This is a genomic window from Streptomyces sp. NBC_01142 (genome assembly GCF_026341125.1).
GTDB lineage: Bacteria > Actinomycetota > Actinomycetes > Streptomycetales > Streptomycetaceae > Streptomyces.
The window spans coordinates 982,306-1,000,710 of the sequence record NZ_JAPEOR010000003.1 but is presented as its reverse complement, the minus strand read 5'-3'; the positions used below and the strand labels follow the sequence as shown (position 1 = coordinate 1,000,710).

12 protein-coding genes and 4 pseudogenes are annotated in these 18,405 nt (G+C 68.2%); 10 read left to right on the top strand and 6 right to left on the bottom strand.

Annotation, left to right across the window (positions count from 1 at the left end; genetic code table 11):
• The first annotated feature begins 475 nt into the window (after nt 1–475).
• The 6 genes and pseudogenes from OG883_RS38530 (at nt 476) to OG883_RS38505 (ending at nt 8,241) form a co-directional block, all read left to right on the top strand.
• The gene (locus OG883_RS38530; RefSeq protein ID WP_266551545.1) at nt 476–991 is read left to right on the top strand and encodes a DUF3592 domain-containing protein; all 516 of its coding nucleotides are present in this window, start codon (nt 476–478) and stop codon (nt 989–991) included.
• Between the two features lie 625 nt (nt 992–1,616).
• Nucleotides 1,617–2,687, top strand: coding sequence for a hypothetical protein (locus OG883_RS38525; protein ID WP_266551543.1), 1,071 nt, complete (start codon nt 1,617–1,619; stop codon nt 2,685–2,687).
• Nucleotides 2,678–3,790 carry a hypothetical protein gene (locus tag OG883_RS38520; protein WP_266551541.1) on the top strand — a complete coding sequence of 371 codons (1,113 nt, stop codon included), beginning with the start codon at nt 2,678–2,680 and terminating at the stop codon, nt 3,788–3,790. The genes OG883_RS38525 and OG883_RS38520 overlap by 10 nt, the downstream gene beginning before the upstream one ends.
• A 527-nt stretch (nt 3,791–4,317) precedes the next feature.
• Entirely contained in the window at nt 4,318–5,496 is a 1,179-nt protein-coding gene (locus OG883_RS38515) for a serine hydrolase (RefSeq protein WP_266551539.1), read from the top strand.
• An 826-nt stretch (nt 5,497–6,322) separates the two neighbouring features.
• Nucleotides 6,323–6,719, top strand: a pseudogene (locus tag OG883_RS38510) (hypothetical protein); the annotation flags it as partial.
• A 205-nt stretch (nt 6,720–6,924) separates the two neighbouring features.
• Nucleotides 6,925–8,241 (top strand): ice-binding family protein, encoded by a 1,317-nt coding sequence (locus tag OG883_RS38505; protein WP_266551537.1) that lies wholly within the window; start codon nt 6,925–6,927, stop codon nt 8,239–8,241.
• Between the two features lie 158 nt (nt 8,242–8,399).
• On the opposite strand, the gene OG883_RS38500 is transcribed toward OG883_RS38505, so the two are convergent.
• Nucleotides 8,400–9,359: an amidohydrolase family protein gene (locus tag OG883_RS38500; RefSeq protein WP_266551535.1), complete on the bottom strand. Its 960-nt coding sequence runs from the start codon at nt 9,357–9,359 to the stop codon at nt 8,400–8,402.
• Between the two features lie 237 nt (nt 9,360–9,596).
• On the opposite strand from OG883_RS38500, the gene OG883_RS38495 reads away from it, so the two are divergent.
• Nucleotides 9,597–10,154, top strand: a complete 558-nt coding sequence (locus tag OG883_RS38495) for a GNAT family N-acetyltransferase (RefSeq protein ID WP_266551534.1) — start codon at nt 9,597–9,599, stop codon at nt 10,152–10,154.
• 189 nt (nt 10,155–10,343) lie between these two features.
• Here OG883_RS38495 and OG883_RS38490 read toward each other — a convergent pair whose 3' ends face one another.
• Nucleotides 10,344–11,519 (bottom strand): serine hydrolase, encoded by a 1,176-nt coding sequence (locus OG883_RS38490; RefSeq protein WP_266551527.1) that lies wholly within the window; start codon nt 11,517–11,519, stop codon nt 10,344–10,346.
• Nucleotides 11,520–11,778: 259 nt separating this feature from the next.
• Nucleotides 11,779–11,877: pseudogene (locus OG883_RS38485) on the bottom strand (IS5/IS1182 family transposase); the annotation flags it as partial.
• 216 nt (nt 11,878–12,093) lie between these two features.
• Here OG883_RS38485 and OG883_RS38480 point away from each other — a divergent pair.
• From OG883_RS38480 to OG883_RS38470, 3 genes and pseudogenes are all read left to right on the top strand, one after another.
• Complete coding sequence (locus OG883_RS38480; protein ID WP_266551525.1) at nt 12,094–13,329, top strand: glycosyltransferase; 1,236 nt, start codon at nt 12,094–12,096, stop codon at nt 13,327–13,329.
• A 190-nt stretch (nt 13,330–13,519) separates the two neighbouring features.
• Nucleotides 13,520–15,667, top strand: a complete 2,148-nt coding sequence (gene helR, locus OG883_RS38475) for an RNA polymerase recycling motor ATPase HelR (protein WP_266551523.1) — start codon at nt 13,520–13,522, stop codon at nt 15,665–15,667.
• Nucleotide 15,668: 1 nt separating this feature from the next.
• A pseudogene (locus OG883_RS38470) lies at nt 15,669–15,818 on the top strand (glycosyltransferase); the annotation flags it as partial.
• Between the two features lie 268 nt (nt 15,819–16,086).
• On the opposite strand, the gene OG883_RS38465 reads toward OG883_RS38470, so the two are convergent.
• The 3 genes and pseudogenes from OG883_RS38465 to OG883_RS38455 all read right to left on the bottom strand — a co-directional run bounded on the left by OG883_RS38465 (nt 16,087) and on the right by OG883_RS38455 (nt 18,073).
• Nucleotides 16,087–16,560, bottom strand: coding sequence for a carboxymuconolactone decarboxylase family protein (locus tag OG883_RS38465; RefSeq protein WP_266551521.1), 474 nt, complete (start codon nt 16,558–16,560; stop codon nt 16,087–16,089).
• Nucleotides 16,561–16,788: 228 nt separating this feature from the next.
• Nucleotides 16,789–17,328 (bottom strand): hypothetical protein, encoded by a 540-nt coding sequence (locus OG883_RS38460; protein WP_266551520.1) that lies wholly within the window; start codon nt 17,326–17,328, stop codon nt 16,789–16,791.
• Between the two features lie 204 nt (nt 17,329–17,532).
• Nucleotides 17,533–18,073, bottom strand: a pseudogene (locus OG883_RS38455) (hypothetical protein).
• Nucleotides 18,074–18,405 lie beyond the last annotated feature (332 nt).

Sequence of the window (18,405 nt, the reverse complement as noted above, 5' to 3'; positions counted from 1 at the left end):
GGTCCTCAAGCTGTCGCACCCGACAGCACAGCCGATCGTGGAACTCCGCCGGCAGGCTCTGGCGCAGCCGGCAGAGAACCTGCCCTTCGCGAGGGCCGAGCGAGCCGTTCGGTACAACAACGGCTTCTCAGGGCGCCGTTGACTGATGTGCAGTGGGCGAGGCGGGCCAGGCCGAAGCGGGGTCAGCACACGGTGCACGCTTGAACGGTCCGCCATGCCCGCCTCACCGAACAGCCGGCATTGCTCAGCCCACCGCGCCGGGCCGTCGTCGGCGAGACCGAACTGGCGGGTTGTGTCCGCTCTTCCGTGACGGCTACGGCCGGATCAGGATCCAGGTCCGGGCACGAAAGCAAGGCCCGTTCGCCACCTCTGGCCATGGGGAATGGGAACCGCTGGCCCCCTGCTGGGTATCGTCACGGACGTCGTCGGCCCAGCGTGGAGAGATCTGGGGCCGGTCCATCAGGGGGGATACGGGATGTCTGCTGTGGGTGGGGCGTTCGGTTTTGTGTTCGGGGCGTTCGGGTTGCTGTTTGCTGCCTTCGGGATCGGGATGCTCATCTGGATGGTGCGGAGGACCTCGGCGTACAAGCGGACTTTGCGGGAGGGACTGGTCGCCGAGGCTCGCTGTCTGGAGACGTTCGTGATGCACCGTTCCTCGAACGGGCACGGGCACAGCCAGCGGCGTCAGATCCTCGGGTTCCGGACGTCCGACGGACGGGATGTGCGGGCCCAGGTCGCCTCGGACCAGCTCTATGTGGTGGGGGACATCGTGCCCGTGCGATATCTGCCGCATCGCCCCGAGCAGGCGGTACCAGCCGCTGCGCCGCCCGGGCTCGGGGTCATGTCGTATCTGACCGGCGCAGTGCTGGTGGTCTTCACATGTATAGGGCTCTTCTTCGCCGCGCTGGGCTTCGGTCTGGCCGTATTCATGGACTCGTCGGTCGATGACGACGGCACCAGTCCGGAGCAGAGCTGGACTACCGAACCCTAGGCTCTGCTTCGCGAAAGGCTTGGTTCGGCCGCTCGCCGTCCACCGAAGTGGGTGTGGCCGTGCTCAGAACGCGGGTTCGGCAGTCGTATCCATCACGGACAAGCGGCCACAACCAACTGGGGCGCCCAGTCACCTTTGTTGTTGTGACTTCGCGTTTCAATTGGCCTTACGCTCCTGGGACGGGATGGTCGAGCCAGTCGCAGGGTGGACCGCCCGGGGGTGCCGGGCGGTCAATCAGTTGGCTGCCGTCCGTTACTGGAGTGGCCGGCCGCCCCACCCCCACGAAGATCCGGCCGCCAGATGGAAGTGCAACCAAGATCGAGGAAAACAGGCCCGTTCGATCTGCGAAATGCAGGGAGCTACGGCTCTGATAGGTTCCAGGCCTTGATCCGCCGGTGGTGACGTGATCTGCCGGTAGTACTGGGGAGGGAACTCGGTGGGCCGGGTGCCGTCATGGTTGCGCAAGCCGCTGATGACAGGGCTGTCGCTCGTATTGTTCGTCACCGGTGCGGTGTTCTTCTTCAGTACCGGCAATTCTGACGGTAGTGGCCATTCGGCGGCGAATCAGGTGCAGTTGAAGCGTGCCTGTGCAGGGCTGCTGCCGTACAAGGAGCTGCGGGGCCTCGTGCCCGATGACATTGCCGGCGAGGTGAGCCAGTACGGCACCATGCTCGAGCCCGATAAGGACAGCCGCTCCCTGGTGAACTGCTCCGTCACCTGGCCGGGGCACGGGTCGGTGCAGGTGCGGGCCGTCGCGCTCATATCCCCGCTGCCGATGACGGTGCGGGCCGAGGACATCCTGCCCGGCGGTGACTCCGAGGGGTACGAGGCGCCCGGCGTCACCGGCAGGGTCGGCGAGGACGGGCGGACGTGGGTCGTCGCCGAGTGCCCCGGCGGGCTCGAGGGCCGGGTCCGCGAGGTGTCCGGGATGTATGTCACCGCAGATGTCGATCTGCCCGTTCCCGGCGAGGGTGAGCGGGCCGAGCACCTCGCCGACTTCCGTACCGCCGTGCAGGTCGCCAACGGGATCACCGCGGCGCAGAAATGCGGCGGCACCCCGCTGAAGATGCCCACGCGGGTCATCGACACCTATGAGGCCCACGTCACCCAGGACGCGGACGGGGGCAACATGAGGGTCGTCAGGATCGACGAGCCGGGCCTGGGCGTGAAGAAGTGCCGTGGGCTCGGCAAGCGCGCGGGCTTCCCCGGCAAGTGGACCGCCAGCGGAGATCTGCAGGACTCACGGCTGCTGAGCGTCTGCCACGCCACCATCCTGGACCGCAAGGACCCGACGTACACCGAGCCGACACCACCGGACGGTGCGGTCGTCAATGTCTCGGCGGCGAGTTGGGCGGGGCCGCTCAGCGAGTCCGCCAACGGCAAGTACCACTACACCGGTGACAGCTTCACCTTCCGCGAGGGGACGAGGACGAAGGTCATCCCCGAGTCGGAGCCGGCCGAACTCGCCCTGTGGGCTGGTGCGGAGTGCGCCGCGGGCAGCACGTACCACCGTGTCACCGTTCACATGGAGACATCCCAATTCAGCGGACCCACGCTCAGCGAGGCTCAGCGGACCAAGTTCTCGAAGGATGCCCGCAAGCTGATGGACAGCTATCTCGCCGACCCCGAGGGCTGGCCCCGGCAGCAGGACTGTCATCACACCAAGATCCTCGGAGAGGTGGAGGGATGGCAGTGAGGCGGATCGTCCTACGGGCGGTCGCGGCCCTGGTCGCAGTGGCCGTTGCCATCGCCGGATACCTTCTGGTGCACGGAGACTTCCAGCGCTGGAGCGACGAGTCGGCGCTCGACGGCGCCTGCGACGGCCTGCTCGACCGGAACACGGTGCGCGGCGTCCTGGGGCCAGGGGCCGTCGAGGTCGAGCACGAAAGGCGCGATGCGGGCCTCGTGGGCTGCGAGGTGCACGTCCACGACGGCGGCACCGCCGAGATCCGTATCGCCGACACCGCACGCCTCGGGCAGTCCTGGGACTCCCTCTACGAAGGCTCGCCCGGAGCGAGCGCGCTCTCCGTACCGATCGGCCACGGATGGACGGGGCTCTTCGGGGCCGACCCGGACAAACACGGGGCCGGCACGGACCCGTTCAAGGCCGACGAAGACGACGAGGTGACCGCGAGCCTGGTCCTGAAGTGCACCGGGGCGAGCAGTATCAAGGGTCTGTCCGTCACCGTCGAGACCACGCTCGACAAGACACTCGACGACCCGTCGAACCGGCCGCAGTTCGCCAAGATCGCTACCTCCACCGCGGCGAAGGCCTCGAAGGCCCAGCACTGCGGGGCCAAGCTCGGAAAGCCCGTCCGCAGCCTCGACCTGCCGGTGAACGAGGACGAGTACAAGCCGCTCGGCACCGCCGGCGGAACCTGCTCCGGCATTCCCTCCGCGCGCGGTGTGGCGATCGCCACCGAGACCGCCCGCGGGGGCGCCCCGCACGAGACCTGCCGGCTCGCTGACGCCGGCCTCAGGAAACGCTACGTACTCGAAGGGGACTACGGCCCCTATGCACAAGAGCGGTTGCTCGGCTACGAGGAGGAGGGCTATGAGGTCGCACCGTCCGCCGACACACCCGCGCACTACCGCGACCGTGACGGCCGGATGAGCTGGACGACGGCCAAGTGCCCCGACGGCCTGGCCCTGTTCACCCTGTATCCGGCCGCCGAGCAGGACGACAACGGCAAGAGCCCCAGGCGCCACGCGGACCTCGCCCACGAACGCGCCGTCCTCAAGGCTTTCGCCGAGCGCTCGGCGAAGGCCCACGGCTGCTCCGCCCCCCTCACTCCCTGACGGCGCCGGCCGAGCGTGAAGCCGCCACGGAGACAGCGCGGCCAAGACTGCCGTCAAGAGTCTTGGCCGGAGCGACAAGGTGTCGCTGCGTTACGGCAGTTGCCCCAAGAACCCTGGGCCGATTCCGGGGAGTCACTCCCGTGATCGGCTATCGGCTCGAGGGCTCCTCGGATCAATATCACCAGGCGCTGAGCTGAGCGGTGGAGACAGCCGGGGCAGAAGCCGAGCGCTTAGCTTGTTCTGTCACCTTTCGGCCGTTGATGGACAGCGGCCTCCATGGTCGGCGGGCCCCTCGAACAAGCCGGTGCTCGGCGGAGGAGTCGGCCCGGACGTCACCCAAGCCGTCGCGCTCGGATACAGCGCCGTCCAGCACGCCCCGACGGTGCCGGCTCGGTCGAGAACCGTCACACCGCGCCCGGCAGGTCGACGCCAGACTGGTGACGGCCCGTGCTGGGGGGATATCCCCCCTTCCCATCCTGGGGTGCGCCGGATCGCGGCCCGTTGGGGGGCGAAAATAGCGTTCAGTCATGACTTCGACTCTGCGAAAGCACCTCGCCGTGGCAGCCGGTGTCGCTGCGCTGCTCGCCGCCGAGGTGGCCACCGCCGTCGCCCAGCCCGCCGCTCCCTCCCCTGTGGAGCAGTTGCGCCAGGACACCGAGGCGATCCACGCCCTCGGTATCAGCGGTGTGCAGGCCCGCGTGATCGCGCCTGACGGTCGGCAGTCGGTCGCCACCAGCGGCACCGCCGACCTGAACACCGGCCGCCCGGTCCCTTCCGACGGCTACTTCCGCATGGCCAGCACGTCCAAGACTCTGGTCGCCACCGTGATCCTCCAACTGGAGGCCGAGGGCGAGCTGTCCCTGGACGACACGGTCGACCACTGGCTGCCAGGAGCGGTGCAGGGTAACGGCAACGACGGCAGCCGGATCACCATCCGCCAACTGCTCCAGCACACCAGCGGCATCCACGACGACCTGCCCGGATACACGACGCCGGAGGAGTACTACCAGCAGCGCCACAACGTCTACAGCCCCGAGCAGCTGGTTGCCCGCGCCATGGCCCACGCGCCGGACTTCCCGCCCGGCGAGGGCTGGGAGTACTCCAACACCGGCTACCTCCTGCTCGCCATGATCATCCAGAAGGCCACCGATCAACCCGCCCACCAGGAGATCGAAGACCGCATCCTGCGCCCGCTCGGCCTCGACCAGACCCGGTGGATGGGCACCTCGCCCACCCTGCCCCGGCCGCACGCCAAGGCCTACCAGCTCTTCGGCCCCGGCGCCGTGGTGGACGTCACCGACCAGATACCGGTGGACTACGAGACATCGTTCGCCACGACCACGCGGGACGAGAACCGCTTCCTCCGCGCGCTGCTCGCGGGCCGCCTGCTCCCGACGCGGCAGCTGGCCGAGATGAAGCAGACCGTCCCGGTGAGCGCGGAGGTCCAACAGCTGTGGCCCGGCGGCCGATACGGGCTCGGCCTGGTCGAACGCCCCCTGAGCTGCGGAGGAACCTACTGGAGCCACGAGGGCGGGGACGGCGGCTACATCACCCTCAACGGCGTCACCGACAACGGCAGGCGAAGCGCCGTGGTCTCCATGTCCGAGGCACGCGGCGACACCCCGGAGCACATACTGGACCAGGAGAACGCGGCCAGCGCCCTGATCGACCACGCACTGTGCGCCGGGGGCCCCAGCACCCCGTGAGCGGAGGCGTCGTCGCGGTGGGCGGTGAGCTCGGCGCGGCGCTCGCCGGTGCTGCGGAACAGCGTTGCGCACCCTCGAAGTGTGCCTCGAACCAGGTCGCTGACCTGGGCGTTCGCCGGACACTGAGGCGGCCTTCGTCTGAGTCATGTGCTCCGACCAAGGTGCACTGAATCAAGACGAAGGCCGTGAGGGTGAGTCTGTTGCCTGAAGCCGGCACTCGGCGGTGGAGCTGACGCTCCTGCCCGAGTAGCGCCGTTGCTGTCTGCCGATCAGTGGGGCCTGCGAAGAGAGCGTCGGCTGAAAACCGCTACATCGTCACCCATGCCTACTACGAGATCTCCCTCAGGGGTGAGGGAAACAGCACGCGGATCGGTCGCCGCCAGGAGCCCTGCGAGCTCGCCGGTATACAGGTTCCATACCCGCACTGTCTGGTCGGAGCTGGTGGTAACCGCGACCGGGGTCCTCTCCCAGGAGCTGCTTGCGATCCCATGGACCCCTACCACACGCGCCATATCGCCCCCGAACCCGCCTGCCCATGGCAAGCACTGTAGAGGCGGCCGTAGAGCGGATGAGAGCAAACGAGGCGAACGACGCCGGACTCGCGAGCCAAGCCGGCCGGGCAGGTCGTCCTCCGGACTACGCCAGCGGGCCGCGCCCTCGACGTAGATCTCGCGGCGCCGGATGGCGTCCCGCAGCGCGACCAGCACGCACAGCTCGTAGGGGATGCGCTCGATCCTGCCGTTGTCGTCGACCTGCCGTTGTCGTCGACCACGGCCTCGCGCCAGTCCGTGCGTACGACGCCGTCCATCGGCACCCAGTCAACAGGTACGAGACCGCTGGGCGAGCAGAGGAGATCCTGGGCGTGAACATCGAGGAGAGCTGGACTTCGCCGAGCGCCGCGGCCAAGGCCAAGGACGCCCGGATGGACAGGCCCGCGCCCTGCTGGAAGAGCACACCGCCGTAGGAGGGCCGGGCACACCGGATGGGACCTGCACAAGTACCGTCACTCCTCCCTGACTCACCTCAGCGAGCAGGGTGCGTCGCTGCTGATGCTGATGGTCAAGTCCCGGCACGAGAAGCCGGAGAATGTCCGCCGCTACTTCAAGCCGTCGCCGGAGGCGGTGGCCGCCACGGCGCCTGCGGTGGGCCTGCTGGGGGCGGGGGGCGACCGTTCGGATGCCGCGTGCCGCAGGTGCTCGCGGATGGTGCGTGGGAACTCGTGAGCCGACGGCGCTGTTGGGTGCGCCGGTGGTCACCGTATGACACGAAGCGCTCAACGCGCCTCCATTGCGGGCGGCATGAGTCCTTGGCCATTGACACTGGTTTGCACCGGTGGGCTACTTGGTGTAGTCGAACCGCTGTGTCGCCGAACGAGGGGCTGGTTCGAGACGCGCCCCGTCCGTCGGTGATGGACTCAGGGAGCGCCCTATGCCAGTCTCACCGAACCAGGGATCCACCGGCGGGGGCGACGCGGTGACCCTCACCGGGAGCCACTTCACCGGCACCACCACCGTGCGCTACGGCTCGCGCCAGGCTACGAGCTTCACGGTCGTCAGCGACACCACCACCGACACCATCACCCCCTCCGGCCACGGGCCCGTTCCGGTCTCCGTAACAACCCCCGGGGGAACGGGAACTGTCGGCACCTTCTACTACCTGCCGCCGCCCTCCTTTCGTCTCGACCCGCCTCCCGCGGGTCCCTTGGGAGGCGGCAATACGGTGACACTCACAGGTGTCGGCCTCTACACCACGAGCGAGGTCCGATTCGGTACGCAGGCCGCCGTGTTCACCGTCGACTCCGACGGCCAGCTCACCGTGGTGGTCCCAGCGGTGACCTCCGCGGGCCCGGTGGGGGTCACCGTAAGAGCCAGGGGCGGAATCGCCAGCGGAGTCACCTATACCTACCTCGACTCGCCTTCCATCACCGTCGTCACCCTCGACTCAGGACCGGTGGACGGCAACAATCTCGTCGTCATCACCGGGACCGCGTTCTCCTACACCACCGGTGTCACTTTCGACGGCACACCCGCCATCTCCTACCGGATAGCCTCCGACACTGAGATCGACGCCCTGCTGCCAGTTGGAGAGCTCGGCCCTGCCGATGTCTCGGTCACCACTCTCGGTGGCACCACAACCGCCTCGGACGCCTACACTTATCTGGGACGCTTCGCGGTGCTGGGCGGACAGTCGGTCACCAACACCGGCCTCTCGAGCATCACCGGAGACCTCGGAGTATGCCCGGGAGTGTCCCTTACTGGCTTCCCACCCGGCCAGGTCGACGGCAGCATCCACAACTCGGACGCGGACGCCGTCGCAGCCCATGCCGACCTGATCACGACGTACAACAACGCCGTCGGCCAGATCCCGGACGCCAGCATCGCCGGAGACATCGGCGGCTTGACACTGCCCCCCGGCGTCTACAACGCCGCGTCCTCCATCGCGCTCAGTGGCACCCTCACGCTGGATGCCCAGGGCGACCGCAACGCCGACTGGATCTTCCAAGTCGGATCGACCCTGACGACGGCAACCGCGAGCCACGTGCTCCTCACCAACGGCGCCACGGCCCGCAATGTCATCTGGCTGATCGGAAGTTCAGCCACTCTGGGTACCGACACCGACTTCGCAGGCAGGATCCTGGCCCAGACATCGATCACCGTGAACGCCGGCGTGACGGTCAACGGCCAGGTATTGGCCATCGACGGCTCTGTAACTCTGGACACCAACAGAATTACCCGCCCGTGGTAAAGGAAGCCACACGCCGCGGGACCGGGGCGCGCGCCCGCCGCGGCCGGTGTTGGCAGGAGACGCCCGCCCGGCCGCGGAGTCCGGCCAGGTGGATGGTGGCGTCTACCGGGTGTGGCAACCGGCACCGAAACACCGCTCGCCTTGTGGTGGGCGAAGGATCACGGCCCGGACAGGCCGAGCAGGTCTGCCGCATTGGTGTCGAGGATCATCGTGACCTCCTCCGGGGCGAGCCCCGAGTCAGCGATGTAGTCCACGGCCCGCACGAAGACCTCTCCGTCCTCGTACGGAAAATCCGTGCCGAGTACGAGGCGGTCCGCCCCGAATGACGCCGCGGCGGCGACCAGCGCCGGCGAATGCACGTGGCTGACCGTGTCGTACCAGAGGCGGCCGACGGCCACCGAAGGCAGCTCGGGCGTCTCAGGGGACTCGAACGCCAGATGGTCGTCAAGCCGGCGCGGCAACAAGGGCAGCGCCCCGCCCAGGTGCGAGGCCAGGATACGCATCCGCGGATAGCGCACCGGGATGCCCGCGAGGATCAGGTGCATGACCGCCACCGTGTCCTCGACCAGCGCCCCGACCATCCACGTCATGCCGTGCCCGGTGATCAGCGGGCTGGCCGCCCCTTCGCCGGCCGGGTGGATATACAGGACGGCACCGCGCCGATCGAGCTCCTCGTAGAGGGGGGCGAAAAGCGGATCGGCGAGTGTGCGGCCGAGTACGGTCGTGGTCACGCCGACACCGACCGCACCGAGGTCGTCCAGGGCGTGGACGACCTCACGCAGGGCCGCGTCGACATGAGGGAGGGGCAGCGCGGCGAAGGCCCGGAAGCGCCCGGGGAAACGGGCCACCAGCTCTGCGTACGACTCGTTCGCCGCGCCCGCCAGCGCCACGGCGTCGGGCTCCCCCGTCAGGTGTGGGGACTGCGGTGCCACGGAGAGCACCTGAAGGTCGATGCCTGCCCGGTCCATCAGTGCGAAACGGCGGTCCAGATCGGCCTCGGTCGCGTCGGCGCCGATCCCGCGCTGGGTGCCGGTATCGGTCTTCCCCAGCCGTTCGAGGCGGTCCAGGTACCCCGTGGTCCACAGGTGAGCGTGCACATCGATACGCAGATGGGTCACTCTTCGATGAAACACCCCCCGCGCGGTGCGGGCCAGCCGGCGGCCCGACCGGTCACGGGGTAAGGCGGCACAGCCCGCGACGCGGCGTCGCCATACGCCGTGCGAACGTGCGCCATGGGTGCCACGGCGCCCGGGCCTTGGGCAATCGGATACGGCTGAGCACGCCCCTGGAGCAGCGTGGCAGTTCAGAGGCATCCCCGTCCCGGCCCCGCGTGATACAGCGTGATCAAATAGGGGATGACATCGTTCTGGACCGGCAAACGGGTACGCCTGCGTGGTATCGAGCCCGACGACTGGGCCGCGTTCATGCGTTTCGCCGATGACGAGCAGCGGTTGGGAGACCTGCTGCACCCACCCCGTTCCGCCGAGGGCTACCGCGCCTGGGCGAAGGAGCAGGCCGCTGCCAAATCCGATGACGACTGCTTCCAGTTGGCAATCGAAGCCGTCGACACGGGAGAGATAGTCGGTGCTGTCGGCTCGCACCACGCTGATCCACGTGCGGGCTGGTTCGAGTACGGCGTCACCATGGGCGCGGATCATCGGCGCAAAGGCTACGCGGCAGAAGCCGTGGTGATGCTGCTGCGCTTCATGTTCGCCGAGCGGCGCTTTCACAAGTGCGGAGCGCGGATATTCGCACACAACGAGGCATCGCTGGCACTTCAACGTCGGCTCGGGTTCACCGAGGAGGGGCGCCTACGCGATCACGTGTTCCTCGCCGGTCGGCATCACGATCTCGTCATGATGGGCATGCTCGCTGATGAGTTCGCCCAACTGCACTCGCTGAGCGAACTCTGAGCCTGTCAATGAGAGTCCGTCTTCAGAGTGATCTTGCAGGGGCCAACTCATGCACTACGGTTCACAGTTGTCCTTGGCGGCAGGTGGAGATCCTGGCCGGACGATCACGTGTCGGAGCGGGCATCGGCCGTGGGCCGGCCTGTTGCCGCCGACGGTCGGCGCGGCGCAGTGCGGGCCGGAGCGCGCGGCTCAGCGGGTGAACGCAGCCGTGATGATGCGCCCGACGACCTTGTTCATATCCCGGTCCCTGGCGTTCGTGGAGTTGACCGAGTAGACGAGGCTGCGGCTCAGATCGCGGGCGGCGAGGACGGCAGTGTTGCAACCGTAGAGACCGCCGGTCTTGCCCCAGCCCACGGTGCCGTCCCGCAAGGTGAAGCGGGTCAGGCCGGCACTGTATTCGGCGGGCCTGTCGCTGCCGTACAGGGGGATGCCCTCCGGCACAGTGAACATCTCCTCCAGTTGGGCCTTGGGGACCACTTCACCGCGGAAGAGCGCGTTCAGGAAGCGCTCCAGATCCGCTGTCGTGGAGATCAGATTGCCGGTGGCCCAGACGTCCGTGACATTCCACATCGTGACATCGCGCAGCTCGGTCGTGCCGTCGGAGCGCTTGACGGCCTGGTAACCGTGGTTGTGCGGGCCGTCGATGCGTGGGTTGGCGCCGGGGAACGAGGACTGACGCAGACCGAGCGGCCGCAGGATGCGCTGGGAGACCTGCTGTTCGTACGAGCAGCCAGTCGTCTTCTCGATCAGCAGGCCCAGCAGCGTGTAGTTGACGCCGACGTAGTGCTGCTGTGTGCCGGGGGTAAATTCGAGGGGCTTGGCAGCAGACGCCGCGACCAGCTGCCGTGGGGTGACGGTGTCGAAGCGGTGCTGGTACGCCTCGTCGAAGGTCCTGTCGTCATGGGCCTCCTGAAGTCCGCTGGTGTGGTTGAGGAGCTGACGGACGGTGATGGGCGGATGGCCGGGCAGCAGGCCGGGCAGATAGTCCTGGACTGGCGCACCGAGGTCGATCCGGTGCTCGGCGGCGAGTTGCAGCACCACCGCCGCGGTGAACACCTTGGTTGTGGAGCCGATCCGGAAACGGGCCTGCTCCAGCGCCTTTCGGCCGCTGCCGATCTCGGCGACGCCGCTGGAGCCACGCCAGCTGCCGTCCGTACCGGCGACGCGGACGAGCGCTGCGGTGGCGTCAGCGTCCGGCAGGCCGGCGATCGCCGCGCGCAGCGCCTTGGCGTCGGGGAGCGAAGCCGAAGCCGTGGCGGAGGTAGCGGAGGTTGAAGCGGCGAAGGCTGGGGAGGCAGCGATCGGGCCGGCTGTGACGGCGAGCACGAGGGAGGCAGCCAGCGCGGTGCGCGTACGAACGTTCAAGGTGAGGCTCCAGGGGCAGCGGTCGGGCTCGCGTTGTGTGAGCGACTCCCATCCTGGCGCTCACACGGTACGGCCGGGTCGTCGCAACGGATGGAACGAACCCGGATGCTCCTGAGGGTCAACATCTTGATGGGTAGGGGTAGTTGTCGGGGTCTTCTCCTACGGGACGCGCTCCCTGATCAGTCCGTCGGTCACTGCCGTCTGCTGGAGCGCTACACCACCCCTGCGGCCACCCGCGTCGGGCTCGTTCTGGGCGTCGCCGGCAGATGAGGCTGCAGGCGAGGGAGATGAAGGCGTCGTGGAGTTCGGTGCGGCGTTCCCGACGAACGGCGAGTCGTTTGAACCGGTGGAGCAGGGCGAAGATCTGCGGACCTGGGCCGACGTACGGCCGTACGCGGCGCGCCGCCGCTTCGCGAGGAGGTTGTCCGTCCACAGCGGACGATAGGAGGGAAGGAGGAGTACCCACTCCTTTCCACTCTCAACATATAGCGCATGGGGGGCCTTGCGGCAAGGCCCCCGTCGTACCGCAGAATCGCTGGCCGAGGCCAGAACCTGCGGAAACGGGAGTCGCGAAGTGCGTGTGTTGTTGATGTCGTATGGGTCGCGGGGGGACGTCGAACCACTGGCGGGACTCGCGGTCCAATTGCGGGCACTCGGCGCGGAGGTGCGGGTGTGCGCGCCGCCGGACGAGGAGTTCGCGGCGCTGCTGGCCGGTGTCGGCGTGCCGCTGGTGCCCTTCGGCCAGTCGGTGCGCGCGCTGGTGACCGGGGCGACGCCGGCGTCGCCGCCGGACCCGTTCCGGATCGCGGCCGAGTTGGTCGCCGCGCACTTCGACACGGTCGCCGCGGCGGCCGAGGGGTGTGATGTGCTGGTGGCGACCGGTTTGATGCCGGCCGGTGTGCGGTCGGTGGCCGAGAAACTGGGCATCCGCTACGTGTACGCGTGCTTCCACCCGTTCGAACTGCCGTCGCCGCACTACCTGCCGTCGCCGCGGCCGGGCCGGCCGTTCCCGCCGGAGGTGACCGACAACCGGGTGCTGTGGGACCTGGACGCCGAGAAGGTGAACGCTCTGTACGGCGAGGCGCTCAACACCCACCGGGCGTCGATCGGCCTGCCACCGGTGGACAACGTCCGCGACCACGTCTTCACCGACCAGCCCTGGATGGCGGCGGACCCGGTCCTGGGCCCGTGGCAGGAGCTGACGGACCTCGACCTCGTACAGACCGGCGCGTGGATCCTGCCGGACGAACGCCCGCTCCCGGAAGAGTTGGAGGCGTTCCTGGACGCCGGCACACCGCCGGTGTACGTGGGCTTCGGCAGCATGCCCATGCGCGCCCCGAAGGACGCCGCCCAGGTAGCCATCGAGGCGATTCGCGCGCACGGCCGCCGCGTACTCGTCTCCCGCGGCTGGGCCGATCTGACCCTGATCGACGACCGGGACGACTGCTTCGCCGTCGGCGAGGTCAACCATCAGGCACTGTTCCGCCGGGTGGCCGCCGTTGTGCACCACGGTGGCGCGGGCACCACGACGACGGCCGCCCGGGCCGGCGCACCTCAGGTGGTGGTCCCCCAGTTCGTGGACCAGCCGTACTGGGCCGGCCGGGTGGCCGAGCTGGGCATCGGCGCGGCACACGACGGTCCGACTCCGACCTTCGAGTCCCTCTCGGCCGCCCTCAGGACGGCCCTGACACCGGAGACCCGCACACGAGCGAGCGCCGTGGCCGGCACGATCCGCACCGACGGGACGACGGTGGCCGCGAAACTGTTGCTCGGCGCCGTCAGCCAAGAAAGGCCGCCCATGACTGCGTGAACCACGCGGGATCGTCGAGCCAGGACCCAGAACACGAGAACGTGCAAAATCTGGCGGCCTGAACCGGCAACGGCCAGGGGGTCGCGTCAGGCGGAGCGTTGCTCGTCATGGCCACCAGGTTCGTCACGCCGGTCCGGACGCCTTGCTGCGCGCAATGGTCGCAAGCGACCTCAGAATCGGAGCTGATGCTGTGAACCCCCTGACTACCAGCGCGTTTGAACTTCCCGACCGCCTCTCCCCGAAGGCCGACCCAACGCTGATCGCCGGCGATGAGCAGCACTTCGCGGCCATCGCGGAGTGCCTCGAAGAGTCGATCGCCGACCTGTCCGACCGCCTCGATGCCGAGCGCAGGACGCCCGGCGGCGTAGGCCGGCAGGCGATGGACCGGGACATGGAGATCCACCGGCTGACCGCTCGCCTGCGCACACTGCGTCGCTTCGGTTTGGACCTGTGCCTCGGGCGCATGGTCAGCGCAGACAGCGCCGAGCCCGTGTACGTCGGACGACTTGGCCTTACGGACAGCACGGGTCGTCGGCTGCTGCTCGACTGGCGCTCCCCCGCAGTGGAGCCGTTCTTCGGAGCCACCCACGCCAACCCGATGGGTCTGGCAAGCCGCCGCAGATATCGCTGGAACCGCGGCCGGATCAGCGACTACTGGGACGAGGTGTTCACCTCGGACGGGTTTGTCGGGCACGCCGCGCTCGACGACCAGTCCGCCTTCATAGCCAGCCTGGGCAGCAACCGGTCGACACGGATGCGAGACGTGCTCGGCACCATCCAGGCAGACCAGGACGCCATCATCCGCGCGGGATCCCGCGGCGCTCTCGTCGTCGACGGCGGTCCGGGTACGGGGAAGACCGTCGTCGCTCTGCACCGCTCCGCCTACCTCCTCTACTCCGACCCGCGCCTCGGTCCCCGCCGGGGCGACGTGCTGTTCGTCGGTCCGCACCAGCCCTACCTGGGCTACGTCGCCGACGTCCTCCCCAGCCTCGGAGAGGAGGGCGTGCAGACCTGCACCCTGCGGGACCTCGTCGCCGAGGGATCCGCAGCAGCGATCGAGACCGACCCGAACGTGGCCCTCCTGAAGTCGTCCGCGAACCTGGTGAAGGCGATCGAGCCGGCCGTCAGGTTCTACGAGGAGCCGCCCACCAGGGGGATGACGGTCACGACCCACTGGTCCGACATCTGGCTGAGCGCCGACGATTGGGCCGCGGCGTTCGAAGCAGCAGACCCTGGTGCTCCGCACAACGAGGCGCGCGACCAGATCTGGGAGGAGCTGGTCACGATCCTGGTGGACAAGCACGACAGCGACGCCCCGGCCGACCTGCTCCGCAAGTCGCTGCTGCAGAACAGGGAGCTGCTCACTACCTTCAACCGCGCGTGGCCGCTGCTCGAAGCGGCCGACCTCGTCGGAGACCTGTGGTCGGTACCTGCCTACCTGCGCAAGTGTGCTCCCTGGCTCGGCCCTGATGACGTTCGGAAGCTGCAGCGCGAAAACGCCCAGGCCTGGACGGTATCCGACCTGCCACTCCTGGACGCAGCACGGCAGCGGCTCGGCGACCCGGAGGCGTCGCGACGTAAGCGTCGGCACAACGCCTCTGTCGCCGCCGAACGCGAGCACATGGCCTACGTCATCGACGCCCTGCTCGAGGCCGATGCCGACGGTGAAGGTGCGGTGACGATGCTGCGCGGACAGGACCTGCAGGACACCCTGGTCGACGAGACCGCATCGCCCGGCACCGAACCGGACCTGCTCGCCGGCCCGTTCGCGCACATCGTCGTGGACGAGGCTCAGGAACTGACCGACGCAGAGTGGCAGATGTTGCTGCTCCGATGCCCGTCCCGGAGCTTCACCATCGTCGGCGATCGTGCCCAGGCCAGGCACGGATTCACGGAGTCGTGGCAGGAAAGGCTCGAGCGGGTCGGGCTCGACCGGATCAACCTGGCCTCCCTGAGCATCAACTACCGGACGCCGGAAGAAATCATGGCGGAAGCCGAGCCGGTCATCCGGGCCGTGCTCCCGGACGCCAACGTGCCGACGTCCATCCGCAGCAGCAACGTACCCGTCGTACACGGATCTGCTTCGGATCTGAGCTCGATCCTCGACACCTGGCTCGCCGCACATACCGACGGGATCGCCTGCGTCATCGGTGATCCCACATTCCGTACGACGTCCCGTGTCCGGTCGCTGACCCCGGAGCTGTCGAAGGGGCTCGAGTTCGACCTGGTCGTCCTCATCGACCCAGAGGCGTTCGGCAAGGGCATCGAAGGAGCGGTCGACCGCTATGTCGCGATGACCCGAGCGACCCAGCAACTCGTCATCCTCACGAGCTCCTGACGTCGGGCCGGACGAACGCCCACTCCCTGCGGAGTTGGTGGCGTTCCTGGACGCCGGCACACCACCGGTGCACGTGGGCTTCGGCAGCATGCCCATGCGCGCTTCGCAGGACGCCGCCCAGGTGGCCATCGAGGAGATCCGCGCGCAGGGCCCGTAAGAAAGGGGGACCTGACAGGTCAGAATCCTGTCAGCCGGGGCGCGTACGGATCGAAGATCCATCTGATACCGAGTGGACCGGTCTGCCCCGGTCCGTCGCAATCTCCGGCACCAACGTCCACGACAGCCACGCCCTGATCCCGCTTGGTCAGCCGGACCACTGGAGGGCCCGGGGGAACGCCCCCGGGCCCGGCCGGCGGTGCCGGAGGGCGGGGCTGCTGCCGGCGCGGAACGGCACCAGCCCCGCGGCCAGGCACTCCCGGTTATCCGAACTGGCCGGGCTGGTAGTCGCCGGCGGGCTGCTGGACGATGACGTTTATCCGGTTGAAGGCGTTGATGAGGGCGATCAGGGACACCAGGGCGGTGAGCTGCTCCTCGTCATAGTGCTTGGCGGCGTTCGCCCAGGCCTCGTCCGTGACGCCACCGGCCGCATCCGCGATGCGGGTGCCCTGCTCCGTCAGCTCCAGCGCGGCGCGCTCGGCCTCGGTGAAGACCGTGGCCTCCCGCCATGCCGCGACCAGGTTGAGGCGCGCCGAGGTCTCACCGGCGGCGGCAGCGTCCTTGGTATGCATGTCGAGGCAGAAACCGCAGCCGTTGATCTGACTCGAGCGGATCTTCACCAGTTCCTGCGTTGCCTCCGGCAGTGCCGAGTCCGAGACCACCTTGCCTGCGGAGGTGAAGTACTTCAGGACCTTGCCTGCGGTCGGGCTGCCGAAGACGTTCAAACGGGCATCCATGGTGTGCTCCTCTGCCGTTGTCGGTGGCTACACACTTCTGACGGAACGGCTCGGCACGATGTGACATGAACGAATGTGACGTGCGTCTCCCCTGCCCGCGCTGCGGGACCGAGCACCAGCACGCAGTTCAGGACCACTGCCGAGACGCCGCCCCCGTGCACCTCCGGTCCGCCCGGTGATCCAAACGAAACGGCCTGGAGCACAAGCTCGGAGTAGCAACCCCGACAGTCACGACCCTGGCTTTGCGCGGGCGACGAACGTGGCGCCGTCCTCAGGAAGGAACACGACGAACTCACGAGCACCGTGGACCACGCGCGCCAACCCAAGTCGGCCGCCCCCGCGCAACACGGCTTCGATCGGTTCGCCGCCGTCGACGATCCGGTCGAGTTCCGCGTAGTGACGCACCATCCGGTCCGCCGGTCCATTGACCCAGAGCCGGACGTCGGCGCCCTTCCGGAGCGCCTCAAGCAGTTCGTCCCGCAAGCTGCCCGGCACTGCGACTTCAACCCTTCCGTGAAGGCGTTCTTGGACTCCGGGTTCAGTAGGAGCGTCAGCAGCCGCCTTCCTGCACTCCGAACACGCCTCTGCCCTCTCGGCAAAGAACGGATGCCGGTACACGGTCACCTGATCCTGCCGGATACCGCAGAGCGTGGCGCTCCCCGCCAATGCGTGCTCCACGGACGGTGAGTCCGTCTCCTGGCACGCGGCAAAGGAGGCCGGCTCGCGTGCAGTGGTGAATGACCAGTCGTGGTGATCAAGTGTCGACATGGCCACCACCCTGGCACGATGCCTCAACCGCTGGGGAGTGGTCAAACGTCAGGCTGAGCACTGCGCGAACGCGCCTACGAAGTCGAGGTCGAGCACCTCCACGTCCATCTGCCCCGCGTGATGACCGATCCGGCTCCGATGGCGCGCAGTCAGCGCACCCCGTCTCGTCGCACTCGTCCGGGCAGGAGACCGTTTCGAACGCAGTCACCCGGTCCCCGAGGAAGTCGGGAGCGGCCATTCCCCGGAATGGCCGGGTGGGAGGGCCAGGTCGCGTCGGACGGCCGCGTAGTACCTCTCACGTGCGGCACGCTGGCGTTCGAGCATGGCTGACCATGCCTCCGGGTCATGGGTCCCCGGTCGCGCAGGAATCGTTCCATGTCCATGACCGCGACGACCCATTCGCGGGCTCTCTCCACCACCTCCGGGGTGCCGAGCATCAACAGCGCCTCCCCGGCCGGATCCCTGGCATCAGTGGCATCGGCCAGGTGAGGCGCTGCCTCCTCGGGCGACAAGGGGTGCGGGTGAGGGTCGTTGCCCAGGTGGGCCGCGTCCGGTACGTCAGGGTGACGGACTGCTTCAGCGACCTGGCGTAGTTGGCGTAGGTCGCCAGCCGGCGTTCCTCCCAACGGGCCGCCTGCTCACGGCGAAAGCGGGCTTGATCGGCCCGCATAATCGCCAAGTACGATCCGAGAGCGCCGACCACCACGCCGATCAGGGCGGGAAGTTGTTGTATGAACGCGGACATGGCCACACGCTATATCGCGGTGGCAGACGCGACGTGGAACTCCTGAGCCCACTAGGTCGGGCGGCGATCGTACTCATGCAGCTTCCGGCTGCACGTGGCGGCAGCTCCCGCCGGTGTTCCAGCCCTCGACGGCGGACGGTCCACCCACCCTTCACGTTGTGAACAGGGACCGAGCTGGGGCTCGCCTCCACCGGATGGTGGTTCAGGATCCCCCGGGCCGCGGTGGACTCTCCCCTGTGCCGCCTGTTCGTGGCGAGAGGGGCCGGCCTCGCCGCTGGCCCTATGTGGTTCATAGCGGGTGGAATGACCGCTTCCGCCAACAAGGGGTCAGG